This is a genomic window from Streptomyces sp. NPDC005808, from assembly GCF_042871385.1.
Classification (GTDB): Bacteria; Actinomycetota; Actinomycetes; order Streptomycetales; family Streptomycetaceae; genus Streptomyces.
The window spans coordinates 175338-194408 of record NZ_JBIAIK010000008.1; the positions used below are offsets into that span (position 1 = coordinate 175338).

Genomic DNA, 19071 nt, shown 5'->3' on the forward strand with positions numbered 1-19071 from the left:
CTGCAAGCTTCTGACCTGCGCGGTGGGTGTGGGATTTGAACCCACGGTGACATCGCTGCCACGACGGTTTTCAAGACCGTTCCCTTAGGCCGCTCGGGCAACCCACCTCCGCACCGACCACCAGGGGACGGAGCGGGTACAGCGTACCCGCCTCGGGGTGCGTCATGGGCTGGTGGGCCACCCGCAGGCCACGGTCAGCTGTCGCCCTCGCGTTCGCCCAGGGTGACGTCGGTGGTGTGGGTCTTGCCGTCGCGCGTGTAGGTGAGCTTGACGGTGTCGCCGGGCTTGTGGGTCCAGATCTCGCCGATGAGAGTGGGGCCGCTGTCGATCACGGTGTCGTCGAGCTTGGTGATGACGTCACCGGACTTGAGGCCGGCCTTGTCCGCGGGACCGCCGGACGTGATCGAGGCGGAACCGCTCGCACCCTCGTCGGTGATCTTCGCGCCGCCGGTGCCCTCTTCGAGGGTGACCGACGCGCCGATCACCGGGTAGACCGGCGTGCCCGTCTTGATCAGCTGCTGGGCCACGCTCTTCGCCTGGTTGATCGGGATCGCGAAGCCCAGGCCGATGGAGCCGGACTGGCTGGTGCCGCCGAGGCTGCCGCTGGACTGGATCGCCGAGTTGATGCCGATGACCGCACCCTGGGCGTCCAGGAGGGGGCCGCCGGAGTTGCCGGGGTTGATCGAGGCGTCCGTCTGCAGGGCGCTCATGTACGAGGAGCTGCTGGACGTGCCGTCGCTGGAGGCCACCGGGCGGTTCTTGGCGCTGATGATGCCCGTGGTCACCGTGTTCGAAAGACCGAAGGGCGCGCCGATCGCGATCGTCGAGTCGCCGACGGCGACCTTGTCGGAGTCGCCGAGGGCGAGGGGCTTGAGATCCGACGGCGCGTTCTTCAGCTTGATGACCGCGACGTCGTAACCCTGTGCGTGGCCGACCACTTCGGCGTCGTACTTCTTGCCGTTGGAGAAGGTCGCGGTGAGCTTGCCGTTGTCGACCGCGTCCGCCACCACGTGGTTGTTGGTGAGGATGTGGCCTTCCTTGTCGAAGACGAAGCCCGTGCCGGTGCCGCCCTCGCCGCTGCTGCTCTCGGCCTCGATGGTGACCGTGCTGGGCAGCGCGTTGGCGGCCACGCCCGCGACGCTGTCCGCGGCGCGCTTGACGTCACCGCTGCTCTGCGGGGCGGACACCGTCGTCGAGTCCGTGGAATCGTCGTTGTCCTTCGCCAGCGTGTAGCCGATGCCGCCACCCACGCCGCCCGCGACCAGCGCGGCGACGAGGATCGCGGCGACCAGACCCCCGCGGCCGCCACCGGACTTGGGGGCGGGCTGCTGGTAGGAGGAGCCCCAGCCGGAGCCCGAACCACCGCCGTCGGCGTACGAAGGGGTGGCGGGCGGCGGAGGCGGCCAGTCCGCGTCTGCCGCGGAGACCGGCGCCCCGGAAGGCCCGTTGGCCCCGGAGTTGAGGCCGTGCCCGCCAGGAGCCCCGGCGCCCACGGAGGCGTACGCCGGTGCCTGGTCCGGAGATCCGTAGGCCGACGTGTGGCCGGGTGCGCCGTAGGTCGGCGTCTGCTCCGTTGAGCCGTACGCCGGTGCCTGGCCAGGTGTGTCGTACGCCGGTGCATGCTCCGGTGTGCCGGGGGCGCTCGGAGGCACCGTCGGGAGCTGCGCGGTCGGCACGCTCTCCCCCGGCGCGGCCGTCTGCGCGGAAGCAGCGGGAGTGTCCACCGGCACAGGAGGTGCGGACGGGGCCGGGGGTACTGCAGTGCCCTCGTTCTCGGTGCTCACAGCTCTTCTCCTCGATCCACGGCTGTTGTTCTCGGTCGCACTCGGTCACGCTCGCTCACGCTTGTCGGCGGTCCGGCGCGAATCAGCTGTGCATGTGCTCTTGTCTGCCGTCAGCTTTTCCCACTGGACGTCAGAGCACCATAAGCGGTACCTGTGCGTCCCAGACCGTTCTTTATAAGGGTCTTGTCAGGCGAAATTAACCCATTCTCGGCATACCCGCCCTCACGCCTGCCCTTCGACGGTGGCACCATGACGCGGTGACCCACGCACGACAGCAACCGATTCAGGTCGTCGCCCACCGCGGAGCCTCCGAGGAGGCACCCGAGCACACCCTGGCCGCGTACAAGAAGGCGATCGAGCACGGCGCGGATGCCCTCGAGTGCGATGTACGGCTGACCGCGGACGGCCATCTCGTCTGTGTCCATGACCGCCGCGTCAACCGTACGTCGAACGGCCGCGGAGCGGTGTCGGCCCTGGAACTCGCCGACCTCGCGGCGCTGGACTTCGGCGCCTGGAAGAACGGCGACGAGTCCCCCGACTGGGAGTACGGCCCAGGGGACCGCGAGGACACCTCCGTCCTCACCCTGGAGCGGCTGCTCGAACTCGTCGCCGACGCCGGAAGGCGGGTGGAACTGGCCATCGAGACCAAGCACCCCACGCGTTGGGCCGGCCAGGTCGAGGAGCGGCTGCTGCACCTGCTGAAGCGTTTCGGGCTGGACTCCCCGGAGTCCGCCGCGGAGTCGCCCGTACGCGTCATGAGTTTCTCGGCGCGCTCCCTGCACCGCGTCCGGGCCGCTTCGCCGACCCTGCCCACGGTCTATCTGCTGCAGTTCGTCTCACTCCGGCTGCGCGACGGACGGCTGCCCGCGGGTGTCCGGATCGCAGGCCCGTCGATGCGGATCGTACGCAGTCACCCCGGTTACATCGAGCGCCTGAAACGTGCCGGACACCAGGTCCACGTCTGGACCGTGAACGAGCCAGAGGACGTCGACCTCTGTGTTGAGCTGGGCGTCGACGCCATCATCACCAACCGCCCACGCGCGGTCCTGGGGCAGCTGGGCCGCTGACGCGACCGCACACTTTCAGCCAGCGATCTCCCAAAACTCCACAAGAAACCATCGAAATCCAGCCATGCGTTCACTGGGAGTGCTCCGGCGCGTTCGCTCCGTATTCGATCGTTACGAGTGCGTCAGCAGACGTTGATTGGCCGGTTTCCGGTCCAGTTCAAAGGGGCATCCACACCGTGGCGTGGGGCAAAGGAGGTCTCGGGGGTGGCGTTGGTGGTGGCACAGGAGGTGCCCGCGTCGTCGAGCATGGCCGTACCTCATGGCCCTGCGGGCGTGGGGGAAGCAAGACACCGGATGCGGGATCACCTGCGTACCGGTGGCGTAGCGGAAACGGTCATCGACGACGCCGTACTGATCCTTTCCGAACTGCTCAGCAACGCGTGTCGACACGGCAGGCCACTGGGCGACGCCCTCGCGGGGGACGGCGACGTCCGTGCCGCATGGCGTGTGGACCCCTCCGGAAGACTGATCGTCGAGGTGACGGACGGCGGCGGCCCGACCCGTCCGGTGCCGGCCACGCCCTCGGTCACCGCGCACGGCGGCCGCGGGCTGAACATCATCACCGCACTGGCCAAGGACTGGGGCGTCCGGGACGACGCCCGCGGAGAGATCACGGTCTGGGTCGTCGTCCAGGACAACGTGACGGCGTCGCGCCGACGCGACGACCTGGACCGCGACGACCTGGCTACGCGCGTCGCCTCACCGGCCCAGCGACTGCAGCCGCTGATTCCGCAGCAGCCGATACCCGGCCTGGACCTCGCGGACGCCTTCGACGACTTGGCCTGAGCAGGCCCGACACGACGCCGACCGCGGGCTCGACACGACACCAGCGGCAGGCCCGATACGACACCGACCAGGACCGAAGCGTCGGTTCCGGGACGACTCGGTGCGTTGTCCACAGGGTCCCGTCGGCCTCCGTACGAACGGCTAGGCTCGCGCCCGTACGAGACGAGCCGTAACCGGGAGACACCCACGATGGCCAAGAAGCGACCCCAGACGAAGGCCAAGCAGCCGCAGCTGAAGGATGGTGCCCGAGCCGGAGGCGCTGATGGACACGTATCGGTTGTCGGCGCACGCGAACCCTGCCCCTGCGGCAGTGGCCGCCGCTACAAGGCCTGTCACGGCCGAGCCGCCGCGCATGCCGCGACCGAGCTGGTGCAGCGCCCCTTCGAGGGCCTGGCCGGCGAGGGCGACTGGATCGCGCTGCGCGAGCTGGTACCCGCCGCGACCGTCGAGCTGAAACTCAGGGAGAGCCTGCCGGAGGGCGTTCCCTCTGTCACGCTCGCCACCGTCCTGCCGATGGCCTGGCCCGCGCTGCGCCGCGACGACGGCTCGGTCCTGATCGGCCTGCAGAACGACACGGCGTCCGGCGACATCAGCCGCGACCTGGCCGACACCCTCCAGCGGGCGCTCACCGCGCAGCCCGGCACCCCGATCGAGGGCCGCCGCGCCCCGTCCGACGGCCCGCGTCTTCAGGATCTCCTCGACCCGGAAGGCGCGTTCGAGCCAGTTGTGCACGCGGGCTTCGAATTCTGGGTGCCCGACGCGGAGAACGCGTCGGCCGAGGTGACCGCCTCCCTGGAGCGGGCCAACGCCGCCGCCATCCCGACCGTGAAGCTCTCCGGCGTCGACGCCGCCTACTGGTGCGAGACGCCCGACAAGAACCATCTGCGCTGGGTCATGCCGTATGCGGAGGAGCGTCTTCTGGACGCACTCGCGCGGCTGCACGCGGCCGGGAAGTCGAGCCTCGGAGAGGGCACCCGGCTCGTCGGCTCCTTCCGCGCACACGGGCTCACCGTGCCGGTCTGGGACCTGCCGACAGAGGTCACGGCGGACGATGTCGAGAAGCCCGCGGCCGAGTTCGCCGAGCGTCTCACCACCGCCCTGGCCACGGACTCCCCGCTCACCGCGGACGAGCGCCGGGCGCGCGGCGGCCTCACCAATCGACAGGTGACACTCAGCTGACACACAGGCAGGGGAACTGACCTACGGGTCAGGTGGTCAGGAGTCACCAGCCAGGTGACTCCTGTCACAACTCCCCGTACTGGCAGGTAAATTCGTGTCCGAATAGCCAAGACCGAATTTGCGAACTGCCGATCTCTTGTTACCGTTCGAGTAGCCCGGTTGCTGGTGCATCCCCCGTCGCCAGCAACCGGGTCTTTTCCTGTCCGGGCTCTCGTGCGGTGCCAACCACCTTGCTGCAGCACCGAGTTGCTTCCGGAACCTGCTGGGCCGACCTGCTTCCGAACCTCCGCGGCCGACTTGTTTCCCGAACCTGCGGCGCCCAGTTGATGCCTGAACCTGCGAAGCCGAGCTGCTCCTCGATCTACGGGGCGGAGGTGCTCCTCGACCTACGGGGCGAAGGTGCTCCTCGACCTACGGGGCGGAGTTTGCTCCTCGACCTACGGGGCGGAGTTGCTCCCCGAGCGCAGCAGCAGCGGTCCGTCCTCGCCGCCCCTCGCGAACTCCGCGACCGCCGCGTACGCCGCCACATCCCCCGTCGTACGCCCCCGCGGTGTCTCGCACGCCCCCGGGTCGTCCTCCGCGCCCACCGCACAGCGCATCAGCACCGTGCGGCCACCGGGCTCCATGAGGCTCAGTACGGAACTCAGCTCGCCGCCGGTCGCGTTGCGGTAGTAGGTGCGCGCCCAGGTCTCCTCACCCTGCGTCAGGACGCAGGTCTGCGCCTCGATGCCGTCGGCCGAGGTGAGTTCGGGGCCGCAGCGGGCGGCGGTGGCGAGACCGAGGCCGAGCAGCCGGGGCGACGGGGCGGGGTCGGAGGCCGGCGCCTTGTCGCTGCCACTGCCGCTGCCGCTGCCATCGTTTTTGTCACCGTCACCGTCGCCGTCGCCGTTGTGTGGGGAACGGCCGGAGTCTGCGGACGCACGTGCATCCGCAGAACCCGTCTCACCGACAGGTCCTGCGGATGCCACGGCCAACGGAAGAGCCACCGTGACCGCCACTACGCCCGCGAGTGCGAGCAGGCGAAGGTTCATGGAGGTGAAGATAACGACCATGGGCGGGCGCCCGGCTCGCCGCGCGCCCGACACCCCTACAACTCGGGCGCGCTCACACCCGTACGAGTGAGGGCCTCGACCACCGCGTCCACCACAGCCTCCACATCGGGCACCCAGGGCGCGGCCGAGCCGGGCAGTGGCGCACGTTCCCAGCGGATCTCGCCCTGGCCGGTCTCCGAAGGAGGCAGCGCGATGTAACCGCCCTCTCCGTGGAAGCGCAGGGAGCCGGGGACGTAGTCCTTGGCGTACAGCAGCTCACCGAGCTGCTCCAGGGAGTACGGCGCGACGAGGATCGCCCATCGCGCGGGGGCCGCGACGACCGGGCCCAGGCGCATGCCCTGGCGGTCGAGCGCGGCGAGCGCGCGAGCCGCCGCGAGGGCGGGCAGGCTCACCGCGCAGGGGGCCCACCCACCGGTGGCCAGCACGATCGGGGCCGTCGGCCGGTTGGTCCACCACCAGCGCACCATGCGCTCGTCGGTGGTGGCCGCGAGGAGGCCGGGGTCGAAGGGGTGGGCGCCGGGCACCGTGCACTCCGGGTCAGGGCATCCGCAGCGGGCGCGCCCCTGCGGGTCGGCCGCCACACCCGGGAGTACGGGCCACTGCCATTCGGTCGCGAAGGTCAGGGCCGACTTGAGCATCTCAGTCCTCCCCTTGTTTCGCCTGGACAGGAGCCTGCGTCGCCTTCCGAGGATCTCGCGCATGAGCGCTCGTTCCTTTCCGTTGCACGCCTGGCAACACTGTGGACCATTCACATCATGTGTCGATCACTTCACTGTGCGTACCTGTTGGCGCATCACACCCTTGCTGGAGACAAGGGAGCCCCTCTGGGCCGAGCGTCGGGCTTCGTCCGCGTCCGTACTGCGTGTGCCTGAAGCATGGGCATGGCGTGGGGTGGCGGCGCCTGGCGTTTTGCCGTCCGGGTATTTCTAGCCGCCTCCGCCACGGGAGGATGGGGCACGATCGTCGGTGGTTAAGACGCCCGGGTCCGCTGCCAGGTTCCGGGCGATACGCAATCGCCCCTGGCCTTCACCGAGTACGTACCCATCACGACCGCTGTGACGCTCCGTCGAACTAGGCCAGTCGACCTCAATATGCCGTTGCCCGAGTCAGTTTTAAGCCAACTTTACTTTCCCGCACGGGTTACCGCCGGTCTCACGGACACCAGGAATCCCGGCAGGACAATGCTGGACATCCCCTCACGAGTGCGTGTACATGTGGAGACACTGCTTGCGGCGCAGAACGACATGGGGGTTTGCGATGCTATTGAGCAATACGCACCGGTCGGAAAGCCGGATGACATGACCGCCCCTCACCTTCCGAAAGTGGCCGGAATCGATTCCACGGTTCCCTCTCCCGCACACACTGTCGCGCCGAGGTCCGCCACCACGGTCACCCCCTCGGCAACCTCTTCCACCGGCCCAGGAGCCGATCTCCAAGATCGTCTCGCCGGACTTGTCTCCGATCTCACCACGCTCCACGAACTCACCGAACGCCTGGCACGCACCGCGACACTGAGCGACGCGCTCGAGGAACTGCTGCGCGCCGGAGCCGCCCTCGTGGGCGCACGCCGCGGTCTCGTCGTCATGGAACCGGGCGACGGACTCGGCCCGGACACCACGATCGGACTGGGCCTCGCGCGGGCCGATCTCGGCCACATCGAGACAGTCCCGCGAAGCTCCATGGCGTACGGGAAACTCCTCGACACGGCGGCCGGACTGCCCGGCGGCGAGGCAGAGATCACACAGCCCGACCTGTTCGCCGACGACGGGCTCGACCCCCGCCACCGCGAGGTGGCCGCCCAGCTCGGCTACGCGGCGAGCTACGCGCTGCCCCTGTCCACAGACGCCGCGGGCCGCCTGGGCGCCGCCGTATGGCTCTACGACGAGCCCGCCGAACCGGTCGAGCGCCAGCGCCACCTCATCGGCCGCTACGCCCGGCACGCCACCGAGCACCTGGCACGGCTGCTGGAACTGCAGCGCACGCGCGCGTGCCTCACGACGATGTCCGAGGAGTTGCTTCCCTCGCGGCTGCCCCGGGTCTCCGGCGTCCAGCTCGCCGCCCGGCACCGCACCGGTCCGCGCGGCGGCGGTGACTGGTACGACGCGCTGCCGCTGCCCGACGCCGCGCTCGGCCTCGCGGTCGGCTCCGTCACCGGGTCCGGGCCCAGCGCGGTCGCCGCGATGGGCCGGCTGAGGGCGTCCCTGCGGGCGTACGCGGTCATGGAGGGCGAGGACCCCGTCGCCGTCCTGTCCGACCTCGAACTGCTGATGCGGCTGACCGAGCCCGCCCGCTCCGCCACCGCACTGTTCGCCTTCTGTGAGCCCGCGCTGCGCAAGATCACGCTGGCCGGGGCCGGACACAGCCCGCCCCTGGTGATCGGCCCGCGGCGCACGGAGTTCGTGGAGACCTCCCTGTCGGCGCCCCTGGGCATGCTGGCCTGCTGGGAGGCACCGAGCGTCGAACTGAGCGCCGAGCCCGGCGAGACGGTGCTCCTCTACACGGACGGCCTGCTGCACCGCACCGGCGACCCCATGGACCGCGCCTTCGCCCGGCTGCACGCGGCCGCGGCGAGCGTCCCCAGGACACTGCGCGACGATCCTGGCGCCCTCGCCGACCACGTCCTACGGAGTGTGCTGCCGGACGGGCTGGACGAGGCGGACTCCGAGGAGGACGTCGTACTTCTGGCGGCACGCTTCGAGTGAGCCGTACGGCAGGCTTCGAGTTCGAGTGAGCCATACGGCACGCTTCGACTTCGAGTGAGCCACACGGCACGCTTCGAGCAGGCCGTGATCAACGCACCCTGGCGAGCCGTGAGCAAAGCGCTTCGAGCGAGCCGTGATCAACGCACTGCGGGCGAGCCGTAAGCGGAGGCGCGTCGGGCGAGCCGTAAGCGGAGGCGCTTCCGGTGAGCCGTAGGCGAGGGTGATCCGACTGAGCCGCGTGCAACGCGCTTCCAGTGAGCCCTGCGTAACAGGTCTTCCCGCTCTGGACCCCCTTCAGTACGTCCGTACGATGGTGGGATCCAGAGTCGTATCTAGGAGGCAGACCGTGGCGGACGAGCTCAACCCGGAGACCCCGGACGAGACTCCCGAAGAGCCGATCAAGCAGCGCAAGAACGGCCTGTACCCGGGTGTGTCGGACGAGCTGGCCGAGAGCATGAAGTCCGGCTGGGCCGACACGGAACTGCACGGCCTGGAGCCGATCGCGCAGGCCGAGCACACCGCCGCCCGCCGCGCCGCGCTCTCCGCGCGCTTCCCGGGCGAGCGTCTGGTCATCCCGGCGGGCAACCTGAAGACCCGCTCCAACGACACCGACTACCCCTTCCGCGCCTCCGTCGAGTACGCGTACCTCACCGGCAACCTGACCGAGGACGGCGTCCTGGTCCTGGAGCCGACCACCGACGGCCACAAGCCGACCATCTACCTGCTGCCGCGCTCCGACCGCGAGAACGGCGAGTTCTGGCTCAACGGCCAGGGCGAGCTGTGGGTCGGCCGCCGCCACTCCCTGACGGAGGCCGGACAGCTGTACGGCATCCCCGCCTCGGACGTCCGCGAGCTCGCCGAGACGCTGCGCGCGGCCACCGGTCCGGTCCGCGTCGTACGCGGCTACGACGCCGGCATCGAGGCGGCACTCACCGACAAGGTGACCGCCGAGCGCGACGAGGAGCTGCGGGTCTTCCTGTCGGAGGCCCGGCTCGTGAAGGACGCGTTCGAGGCCGGCGAACTGCAGAAGGCCGTCGACTCGACCGTGCGCGGCTTCGAGGACGTCGTGAAGGTCCTCGACAAGGCCGAGGCGACCAGCGAGCGCTACATAGAGGGCACCTTCTTCCTGCGCGCGCGGGTCGAGGGCAACGACATCGGCTACGGATCGATCTGCGCCGCCGGACCCCACGCCTGCACCCTGCACTGGGTACGCAACGACGGTCCGGTCCGCTCCGGCGACCTGCTCCTGCTGGACGCCGGCGTCGAGACGCACACGCTCTACACCGCCGACGTCACGCGCACGCTGCCGATCAACGGCACGTACACGGAGATCCAGAAGCAGATCTACGACGCCGTGTACGAGGCCCAGGAGGCCGGTATCGCGGCGGTGCAGCCGGGCGCCAAGTACCGCGACTTCCACGACGCCGCGCAGCGCGTGCTGGCCGAGAAGATCGTCGAGTGGGGACTCGTCGAGGGCCCGGTCGAGCGCGTCCTGGAACTGGGCCTGCAGCGCCGCTGGACCCTGCACGGCACCGGACACATGCTCGGCATGGACGTCCACGACTGTGCGGCCGCACGGACGGAGACGTATGTGCAGGGCACGCTGGAGCCCGGCATGTGCCTGACCGTCGAGCCCGGCCTGTACTTCCAGGCGGACGATCTGACGGTGCCGGAGGAGTACCGCGGTATCGGCGTGCGGATCGAGGACGACATCCTGGTGACCGAGGACGGCAACCGGAACCTGTCGGCTGCCCTGCCGCGGCGATCCGACGAGGTCGAGGCGTGGATGGCCGCCCTGAGGAGCTGAAACACCGCTCTTCGCGTCTTCGCGGGCTGATACGAGGTCGGTGGCCGGGTACCTGTCGGGCAGCCCGCCCATATCGGTGAACTGACCGCCGAAGGCGCGCGTCAGGCCGCCGCCGCCGGTGAACTGACCATCACCGGAAGCGAGTCCACGAACAGCGCCCCCGCGAGCAGCCCTCCACTGCCGCGGGGGCTCCACGCGCGCGCGTGGAGGTCGTCGTCGAGGGCGGACAGCGCCTGGCGGCCCTCGTCCGTGGACGTACCGCCCGCTTCGAGGACTCCGCGCGCGGACCCCTGGACATGGCGGAGGCCGTGCGGACCCGCCGTGTGCAGCAACTCGGTGTCCTGGAGGGTGGACATGATGGTGAGGAGGGCGTCGAGACGGGCGCACGGCTCGGACGCACCGGCGTCGCGGGCGACGGTGAGCGCGTCCAACGCGTCCCGTACGTGCGGGAATCCCGCTCGCGCCTCGCCGCGCGCCCCGGCGGCGCCGTACTTCGCCGAGATGGACGACCCCCGCGAGGGCCGCCGCGGCGCCCGCCGGTCCTGGTGCGCCGCGATCTGCTTGGCGGCCGCGGTGACGTCGTTCCCGGTGGCCCGAGGTTCCAGGGCCGCGGCGGCGACCAGGAACCCGAGGACCCACATGGCGCCACGGTGTCCGCCGCCCGCGAGGCCCACCGAGTGCTCGGTGGACCGGCCGATCGTGCCCAGTTCCGTGCGGAGTTCGCGCGTGGGCTCGCCGATGCGGCGAGCGGCGGCCGCCATGGCCACCAGGCCGGGCTCCAGTGCCCTGGCCGACCAGCACAGGGCGCGGTGGTCCCGGCGCGTGGACCGTGCGTCGAGGTCGCGCGGATCGGGCAGTCCGGGCTTGGGAGCCAGCTCCAGCTGCCGTGTCAGCGCGGCCACGGCGGCCCGCGCGAGCGTCTCGTCCTCGCGGCTCCTCATGGGCCTACCTTACGAAGACGCCGAGGCGGACGGGGAGGCGGACGGGGAGGCGCTGTCCGTCGGGGCATCGCTCGGCGGCGTACCGGTCGGCGCGTCGCCCGGATCAGCCCCGGACCACCGCCCGAACCACCGCCCGAACCACCGCCCGGGGGCGTACTACCGCCGCGACGGGTCCTCCGTGACGCTCGATGCTCGACATCAGCACGCACTGGCCGCCGGTGGCGGAGGTCGCCAAGGCCGATGTCGATCGCGCGGCGCCGGGTGATCGTCTTCTCTTGGTGGCTTCCCGTCAAGGCGGGAAAATTAGGGGAGTTACCCGCCAAGGGCATGGGCGGCGCTGTCGGTTGACCATGGCCCCTGGCAGGTCGGCGTGGACTACACCGCCACCAACGGCGCGTCCTTCTTCCACTTGAGGATCTTGTCGAAGCTGACCACCGCGCCGCCCCGCCCCGGCTTGTTGCCGATCTGGACGTGGTCCGCGAGTTCCTGGATGAGACACAGCCCGCGGCCGTGCTCGGCGTCGCTGCGGGCCGGACTCGGACGGAGCGGGGCGCGCGTGACACGGCCTGACGGGAGGTCGGCGCCGGCTGGAAGGGCGGTGCCGGACGGGAACCCCGGGCCGGAGTCGGCGACTTCGATGCGGCAGGTCTCGCCGTCGAGGTAGGCGGTCACCCGGTAGGCCTCGGAGGAGCCGCCCTGCGCGGTGTCGCCGCCGTGCTCGACGGCGTTGGCGCAGGCCTCACTCAGGGCGATGGAGAGGTCGAAGCAGACGTCCGGGTCGACGCCCGCCGTCTCCATCGTGCCGAGCAGCAGACGTCTCGCGAGCGGAACGCTCGCAGCTTCACGCCGCAAATGGAGTGACCACCAGATGCTCATGCTCCAGCCTCCCGGCCGCGGCTCGACATACCGTTACGTATTGCCGCAACCACGCGTGCGCAATCGCCCACTTGACGTGATGCCGCCCATACGGCGGATGCGCGTGCGACAGAAATCGGTGTATGTGCGGGCAGCGGAGCCCCCTACCCGCGGGACGATACGAACGTCAGGAACGGCAGGAACGGCAGGAAGTACACGAAGGCACGAACGGTGCTGGCGGCATGGTCGACACCGAGAGGGACGGCACGGAGACGAGCGGCACGGGCGGCATGGTCGGCGCTGAGACGAGCGGCACGGACCGCCAGGCATAAGGAAGATCGCCCGGATCACCGCCCTCCGGACCAAACGTCATCTTGCGGACCTGCCGTAGGGAACGGGTAAGCCCAGTGCGATGATGGGCCCGCCATGACTGCCCCCCACAAGCGCACGGCGCGCTCCGGATGCGATATCCGGATGCTCCGGGCCGCGGTGTTCGCCGCGGTCTGCGTCGTGCTGGCTGCGGCCGGTCATGTGCTCGCCTCCTCCGCCACGGTCCCGCCGTGGACACTGGCCGCCGGTTTCCTCGGGGTCTTCGCCGTCGCCGCGCCGCTGGCAGGACACGAGCGTTCGCTTCCAGGCATCGCGGCGGTCCTCGCGACCGGCCAATGCTTGCTGCACACGCTGTTCGGACTCGGCCAGCACGGCGCTGCGACGATGACGATGGGGTCGGCCACCGCGTCGACGGCCGGGATGAGCACCGGGTCAGGGACCGGGTCCGGCATGACGTCGGGCATGACGTCCGGCATGACGTCGGGCATGGTCATGACCGACGCCTCGGTCGTCGAGCGCGCGGCGCGCCTGCTGTGCGGCGCGACAGCGGCGGTGATCAGCCCCGCACAGGCCCAGCAGATCCTCGCCGACGCCCGGATCGACACGGGCACGACGCAGTCCATGCACCACCCCGCGGACGCCATATCGGCGACCGGTTCCTCGATGTCCGTGCTGCCCTCCCTGCCGATGCTGCTCGGCCACGTCCTCGCGGCCGTCGCCGCCGGATGGGTGCTGCGCCGGGGGGACATGGCGCTGCTGCGTCTCATCAGGCTTTCGGCGCACGGGGTTGCCGAAGGGTCTCTCGTACGTTCCCTGCGCGCCGCGCTCGCACTCGTACGCGCCCTGCGCACAGGGCTTCCGGGTACGCCCGGCGCGGCACCGCGCACTCCGCGCCCCGCGCAGCTCAGGCCACCGAAACCCCGTACCGCCGCGCTCCAGCACACGGTCATCCGGCGCGGACCGCCGCCTTCCACTTCGCTCGTCCTCGCTGCCTGACGCGACGCACCACTCCACCGAGGGGCTGCCGTCGTGCGGCACACGCGCGTGCCCGCGTTTTCGACGCCTCCAAGGGGCGCTCCGGGCGCTTTCCGCACGCGCATCGCGCACCACGCGCGCCCCAACTCACCGGATCCCATCCGATCTCACCGGATCCCATCGGTCTCACCGGATCCCGTCCGATCCCATGCGATCCCGTCGGACTCACAGTGGAGTGCTTCCTGTCATGAAGGTTTCCCGTATCGCCGCCGCCGGTGCCGTCGCCGCCTCGGCCGTCCTCGTCCTGTCCGGCCCCGCCTTCGCGCACGTCAGCGTGCAGCCTGAGGGCGAAGCCGCCAAGGGCGGATACGCCACGGTCGACTTCAAGGTCCCCAACGAACGCGACAACGCCTCGACCACCAAGCTCGAGGTGAGCTTCCCGACCGACCACCCGCTCGCCTCCGTCATGCCGGAGCCGGTCGCCGGATGGACCGCCAAGGTCACCACGTCCAAGCTGGACAAGCCCCTCGAACTGCACGGCGAGACGATCTCCCAGGCCGTCACCAAGGTCACCTGGACCGCCACCGGCAAGGGCATCGAGCCCGGCTTCTTCCAGAAGTTCCCGCTCTCCATCGGCGCGCTCCCCGAGGACACCGACGAACTCGTCTTCAAGGCGGTCCAGACGTACTCCAACAAGGAGGTCGTCCGCTGGATCGAGGAGCAGGCGGAGGGCGCGGAGGAGCCCGAGAATCCGGCCCCGGTGCTCGCACTCAGCGCGGCGAGCGAGGAGGGCCACCACGGGGCGACCTCCACGGCCACCCCCTCGGACGAAGCCTCCGACGTCTCCGCCGAGCACGCGGAGACCACCGAGGTCGCCGCCGCTTCCACCGACAGCAGTGACACCACCGCGCGCGTGCTCGGCGTCGTGGGCATCGTCGTCGGCGCGGCAGGCGTGGCGTACGGCGTACTGGCCGGCCGTCGGCGCACCAACGCCTGAGGCCCATCGCACTCTCGGTGCCGCGCCGGAGGTCGTACGACGTCGCCGTACAGGCCCTCGTACGACCCCGGTGCGCACCGGTCACCTCACATCTGGGACATTTTTGTATGCGCAAGAAGACGTATGCCGCGGCCGCTCTCTTCGCTGCCGCCGCTCTCACCCTCTCCGCCTGCGGCAGCGGTGACGACAGCAACAAGCCGATCGCCGACGTGTCCGCAGAGGCCGACTCGGGCAAGGCCGCGACCGTACTCGACCAGCCGTTCGAGAAGCCGGACCTCGTACTCACCGACAGCGAGGGCAAGAAGTACGACCTCCGCGCGGAGACCAAGGGCGATCCGACGCTGATCTACTTCGGCTACACCCACTGCCCCGACGTCTGCCCGCTGACCATGAACAACCTCGCCGTCGCCAAGAAGGCGCTGCCCAAGGCCGAGCAGGACAAGCTGCGCGTCGTGTTCGTCACCACCGACCCCGACCGCGACACCCCCGCCGCGCTCCGCGAGTGGCTCAAGGGCATCGACTCCGACTTCATCGGCCTGACCGGTGACTTCGCCACCATCCAGGCCGGCGCCCGCACCCTCGGCATCTCCATCGAGCCGACCACGAAGGACAAGAACGGCAAGCTCGTCTCCGTGCACGGCACCCAGGTCATCGCGTTCTCGCCGAAGACCGACGGGGGATACGTGCTCTACGGCGAGGACGCCACCGTCGACGACTACATCAAGGATCTCCCCAAGCTCATCAAGGGACAGAACCCGTGAGGCGTCGTCGGACGGGAGCCACCGTGCTGACCCTCGCGGCCCTGACACTCGCCGGGTGCGGCGCGGACAGCTCCGCCAACACCTCGGCCAGGCCCGAACTCAAGGTCACCGGCGCCTACATGCCCGCCCCGAGCATGGACACCATGGCGGCCGGCTTCTTCACCGTCACCAACTCCGGCGGCGCCGACACCCTGACCTCCGTCACCAGCGACCTCTCCGACGACGTCACGCTGCACTCCACCAAGGACGGCACGATGGAGGAGGAGACGTCCTTCGCCGTGCCCGCCCACGGCACCCTCGACTTCGCCAGCGGCGGCAACCACCTCATGTTCGAAAAGCTCACCCACCGGCCGAAGCAGGGCGAGAAGGTGTCGGTGGAGCTGCACTTCGCCAAGTCCGGCACCCTGAAGATCTCCATGCCGGTGCAGTCCGCGACGTACAACCCGAAGACCGGGCACTGAGGGAGGGATCACCTGTGACACCGACCATCGCTCTCCGTGGCGCCACGCAAGGCGTCGCGCGAGCACGGACGCTGCTGTTGCTGTTCCTCGCCGTCACCGGCGCGCTCCTGGCCGGCGCCGCGCCCGCCTCCGCGCACGCCGCGCTGACCGGCAGCAACCCGACGCAGGGATCGGTGGTCGACAAAGCACCCACAGAGGTCTCGCTGACCTTCTCCGAGCAGGTCGCCCTCTCCGACGGCGCACTCCAGGTGCTCGACCCCAAGGGCGAGCGCGTCGACACCGGCAGGGCGACCAACCCGAGCGGCACCACGTACGCCGTGAAACTCCACGCCGGGCTGCCCGACGGCACCTTCACCGTCACCTACCAGGTGGTGTCCGCGGACAGCCATCCCGTCTCCGGCGCCTTCACCTTCTCCATCGGTGCGCCCTCCCAGACCACCGTCGCCGTGTCCGACAAGGAAGTCGGCGGCGGAGTCGTCGGAGCGCTCTACGAAGCCGGGCGCTACATCTCGTACGCCGGGTTCATCCTCCTCGTCGGCGGCGCGGGCTTCGTGCTGGCCTGCTGGCAGCGGGGCGCCGGAGTCCGTCCGGTACAGCGGCTCGTGGTGTCCGGATGGCTCGCGCTGACCGGCGCCACCCTCGCACTACTGCTCCTGCGCGGCTCCTACGTCGGCTCCGGCAAGGTCGGCGACATCTTCGACCTGACGCTGCTCGGGCAGGTGCTGCAGACCAAGGCGGGCGCGGCTCTGGTGTCACGGCTGCTGCTGCTCGCCGCGGGCGCGCTGTTCATCGCGGTGCTCTTCGGGGCGTATGTGAAGCGGGACGAGGCAGAGGCTGGGGATGGAGCGGACACAGAGGACGACGCCGAGGACGCCGCCGCCGCGAAGCGGGACCTCACCTTCGGGCTCGCGATCGGCGGTGCCGTCGTCGCGGCCGGACTGGCCGCGACCTGGGCGATGGCCGAACACGCCTCGACCGGCATCCAGACGGGCATCGCGATGCCCGTCGACGTCCTGCACCTGCTGGCGGTCGCCCTCTGGCTCGGCGGCCTCTCGACACTGCTCGTGGCCCTGTTCCGGGCACCCGCAGACGCCCAGATCGAGGCGGCGGCCGTCCAGCGCTTCTCGCGCGTCGCGTTCGGCAGCGTGATCGCACTCGTCGCGACCGGCATCTACCAGTCATGGCGGCAGGTCGGCTCGTGGTCGGCGTTCACCGACACGACGTACGGACAGCTGCTGCTCGTCAAGATCGGCCTGGTCACCGTACTCGTCGGCATCGCGTGGATCTCGCGGCGCTGGACGGGACAGCTGTCCGAGCTTCCGGCACCGCAAGCCGTCGCGGCGGCCGTGGTCGAACAGCGCGCGAAGACACGGACCAAGGTTCCCGCGGGCTCCGGCGACTCACGGCGAGCAGCCCAGCTCGCGCGGCAGGAAGCCGCCCTGGCCACCACGCGCGACAAGCGCCTGCGCGACGCCGACCCGCTCCGCTCGGGCCTGCGCCGCTCGGTGCTCGCCGAGGCCGGCGTCGCCGTCGTCCTCCTCGCGGTCACCACCGTGCTGACGTCCACCGAGCCTGGACGCACCGAAGAGGAAGCCAAGGCAGCCACCTCGGCCACCTCCCAGCAGGCCGGACCACTGTCGCTGAAGATCCCGTTCGACACGGGCGCCGAGGACGGCAAGGGCACCGCAGAGGTCACACTCGACCCGGCCCGCGTGGGCGCCAACGAAATGCACGTCTTCGTAGTACGGCCCAACGGCAAGGCCTTCGACGTCCCCGAGGTGAAAATCGCCTTCACGCTCGAATCGAAGGACATCGGACCGCTCCCCGTGACCCCCGACCGCGTCGCCACCGGCCACTGGACGGCAAGCGGCGTACAGATCCCCATGGCGGGCGACTGGACGATCGCCGTGACCGTGCGGACCTCCGACATCGACCAAGCGACCGTAGACAAGAACACGAAGATCGGCTGAACCACCATGGCTGACCAGTCCACGCCGGGGGCCTCCTCCCAGGGAGACACCGCCCAGGAGACGTCCTCTGATACCTCTCCCGAAGAGGGCGCTCTCAAGGTGGGCCCTCCCAGGGAGGCCGTTTCTGAAAACGCCTCCCCCAAGGAGGGCATTTCGCGGCGGCGGCTACTGGGAACCGCCGGGGCCACCGGGCTCGCACTCGGCGCGGCGGGCGGAGCCGCGGGATACGCCACCGCCCCCTCCGACAAGGCCCTGCCACTCACCTCACTTGGCGCGGACACGGTGATGTTTCACGGGAAACATCAGCCCGGCATCACCACCGCCCTCCACGCCAGCGGCCACCTCATCGCCTTCGACCTGGCGACGGGCGCAGGCCGCAAGGAAGCGGCCGCACTGCTGCGCCGCTGGTCGAAAACAGCCCAGCGGCTGATGGCGGGCGAGGCCGCCACCCAGGACGACACGGACGTCGCCCGGGACGCCGGACCCTCGTCCCTGACCGTCACCTTCGGCTTCGGACACAGCTTCTTCACGCGCACCGGCCTGGAGAAACAACGCCCGGTCGCCCTCGACCCACTGCCCGACTTCTCCTCCGACCACCTCGACAAGGCACGCAGCAACGGCGACCTGTGGGTGCAGATCGGCGCGAACGACGCCCTGGTCGCCTTCCACGCCCTGCGCGCGATCCAGAAGGACGCGGGAAGCGCTGCCCGCGTCCGCTGGCAGATGAACGGCTTCAACCGCTCGCCGGGCGCCACTACCCACCCGATGACCGCCCGCAACCTGATGGGCCAAATCGACGGCACCCGCAACCCGAAGCCCTCCGAAACCGACTTCGACGAGCGCATCTTCGTCCCCGCATCCGGCGATCCGACATGGATGGCGAACGGCTCGTACGTCGTCGTACGCCGCATCCGCATGCTCCTCGACAGCTGGGAGCAGCTCTCGCTGAAGGCCCAGGAGGACGTCATCGGGCGGAAGAAGTCCACCGGGGCAGCGCTCAGCGGCGGCACAGAGACGACCGAGATGAACCTCGACAAGACCGACGCCGACGGCAACCTCGTCGTCCCCATCAACGCGCACGCCCGGATCACCCGGCCCGACCAGAACGGCGGCGCCGCGATACTGCGCCGCCCGTTCTCCTTCCACGACGGTTTCGACCCGGACGGGGTGCCCGACGCGGGCCTGCTCTTCATCTGCTGGCAGGCCGACCCCGTACGCGGCTTCGTCCCCGTCCAACGCAAGCTCGACCGCGGCGACGCGCTCTCCGAGTTCATCCGCCACGAGTCGAGCGGGCTGTTCGCGGTGCCGGGCGGGGCGGCGGAGGGGGAATACGTGGGGCAGCGGTTGCTGGAGGCGTGAGCGGGCCTTTTCGGGATGGTGGGTTCATGGGTTCGCGCGTCGCTC

16 protein-coding genes and 1 tRNA gene are annotated in these 19071 nt (G+C 70.1%); 11 read left to right on the top strand and 6 right to left on the bottom strand.

Going from position 1 to position 19071, the window contains the following annotated elements; translation table 11 throughout:
* Positions 1-20 precede the first annotated feature (20 nt).
* Both ACFYPC_RS19750 and ACFYPC_RS19755 read right to left on the bottom strand, forming a co-directional pair.
* Positions 21-107: transfer RNA gene (locus ACFYPC_RS19750), tRNA-Ser, on the bottom strand.
* 87 nt (positions 108-194) lie between these two features.
* Positions 195-1784: a trypsin-like peptidase domain-containing protein gene (locus ACFYPC_RS19755; RefSeq protein WP_388677632.1), complete on the bottom strand. Its 1590-nt coding sequence runs from the start codon at positions 1782-1784 to the stop codon at positions 195-197.
* A 257-nt stretch (positions 1785-2041) separates the two neighbouring features.
* Here ACFYPC_RS19755 and ACFYPC_RS19760 point away from each other — a divergent pair, with 257 nt between their 5' ends.
* The 3 genes from ACFYPC_RS19760 (at position 2042) to ACFYPC_RS19770 (ending at position 4816) form a co-directional block, all read left to right on the top strand.
* Positions 2042-2851 (top strand): glycerophosphodiester phosphodiesterase, encoded by an 810-nt coding sequence (locus ACFYPC_RS19760; protein ID WP_388677634.1) that lies wholly within the window; start codon positions 2042-2044, stop codon positions 2849-2851.
* 117 nt (positions 2852-2968) lie between these two features.
* Positions 2969-3637, top strand: coding sequence for an ATP-binding protein (locus ACFYPC_RS19765; protein WP_388677635.1), 669 nt, complete (start codon positions 2969-2971; stop codon positions 3635-3637).
* Positions 3638-3826: 189 nt separating this feature from the next.
* On the top strand, positions 3827-4816 hold the full coding sequence (locus ACFYPC_RS19770) for a DUF5926 family protein (protein ID WP_388677636.1): 990 nt from the start codon (positions 3827-3829) through the stop codon (positions 4814-4816).
* Between the two features lie 437 nt (positions 4817-5253).
* On the opposite strand, the gene ACFYPC_RS19775 is transcribed toward ACFYPC_RS19770, so the two are convergent.
* Positions 5254-5847 (bottom strand): hypothetical protein, encoded by a 594-nt coding sequence (locus tag ACFYPC_RS19775; protein ID WP_388677639.1) that lies wholly within the window; start codon positions 5845-5847, stop codon positions 5254-5256.
* Positions 5848-5903: 56 nt separating this feature from the next.
* Entirely contained in the window at positions 5904-6569 is a 666-nt protein-coding gene (locus tag ACFYPC_RS19780; protein ID WP_388677641.1) for a bifunctional DNA primase/polymerase, read from the bottom strand.
* Positions 6570-7049: 480 nt separating this feature from the next.
* Here ACFYPC_RS19780 and ACFYPC_RS19785 point away from each other — a divergent pair, with 480 nt between their 5' ends.
* Both ACFYPC_RS19785 and ACFYPC_RS19790 read left to right on the top strand, forming a co-directional pair.
* Positions 7050-8570 carry a PP2C family protein-serine/threonine phosphatase gene (locus tag ACFYPC_RS19785; protein WP_388677643.1) on the top strand — a complete coding sequence of 507 codons (1521 nt, stop codon included), beginning with the start codon at positions 7050-7052 and terminating at the stop codon, positions 8568-8570.
* Between the two features lie 310 nt (positions 8571-8880).
* Entirely contained in the window at positions 8881-10377 is a 1497-nt protein-coding gene (locus tag ACFYPC_RS19790; RefSeq protein WP_388677646.1) for an aminopeptidase P family protein, read from the top strand.
* Between the two features lie 101 nt (positions 10378-10478).
* Here the strand turns inward: ACFYPC_RS19790 and ACFYPC_RS19795 are convergent, their stop codons facing one another.
* Positions 10479-11318 carry a triphosphoribosyl-dephospho-CoA synthase gene (locus tag ACFYPC_RS19795; RefSeq protein ID WP_388677649.1) on the bottom strand — a complete coding sequence of 280 codons (840 nt, stop codon included), beginning with the start codon at positions 11316-11318 and terminating at the stop codon, positions 10479-10481.
* A 375-nt stretch (positions 11319-11693) separates the two neighbouring features.
* The gene (locus tag ACFYPC_RS19800) at positions 11694-12194 is read right to left on the bottom strand and encodes an ATP-binding protein (RefSeq protein WP_388677652.1); all 501 of its coding nucleotides are present in this window, start codon (positions 12192-12194) and stop codon (positions 11694-11696) included.
* A 405-nt stretch (positions 12195-12599) separates the two neighbouring features.
* On the opposite strand from ACFYPC_RS19800, the gene ACFYPC_RS19805 reads away from it, so the two are divergent.
* The 6 genes from ACFYPC_RS19805 to efeB all read left to right on the top strand — a co-directional run bounded on the left by ACFYPC_RS19805 (position 12600) and on the right by efeB (position 19026).
* A complete protein-coding gene (locus tag ACFYPC_RS19805) occupies positions 12600-13499 on the top strand; it encodes a hypothetical protein (protein ID WP_388677655.1) in 900 nt (299 codons plus the stop codon).
* Positions 13500-13725: 226 nt separating this feature from the next.
* Positions 13726-14475: a YcnI family protein gene (locus ACFYPC_RS19810; RefSeq protein WP_388677658.1), complete on the top strand. Its 750-nt coding sequence runs from the start codon at positions 13726-13728 to the stop codon at positions 14473-14475.
* A gap of 107 nt (positions 14476-14582) precedes the next feature.
* Positions 14583-15236: an SCO family protein gene (locus ACFYPC_RS19815; protein ID WP_388677661.1), complete on the top strand. Its 654-nt coding sequence runs from the start codon at positions 14583-14585 to the stop codon at positions 15234-15236.
* Positions 15233-15697, top strand: a complete 465-nt coding sequence (locus ACFYPC_RS19820) for a copper chaperone PCu(A)C (protein WP_388677664.1) — start codon at positions 15233-15235, stop codon at positions 15695-15697. Before ACFYPC_RS19815 ends, ACFYPC_RS19820 begins: the two co-directional genes overlap by 4 nt.
* Positions 15698-15711: 14 nt before the next feature.
* Complete coding sequence (locus tag ACFYPC_RS19825; RefSeq protein ID WP_388677667.1) at positions 15712-17667, top strand: copper resistance CopC/CopD family protein; 1956 nt, start codon at positions 15712-15714, stop codon at positions 17665-17667.
* A 6-nt stretch (positions 17668-17673) separates the two neighbouring features.
* Entirely contained in the window at positions 17674-19026 is a 1353-nt protein-coding gene (efeB, locus tag ACFYPC_RS19830) for an iron uptake transporter deferrochelatase/peroxidase subunit (protein WP_388677670.1), read from the top strand.
* The last annotated feature ends 45 nt before the right edge of the window (positions 19027-19071 follow it).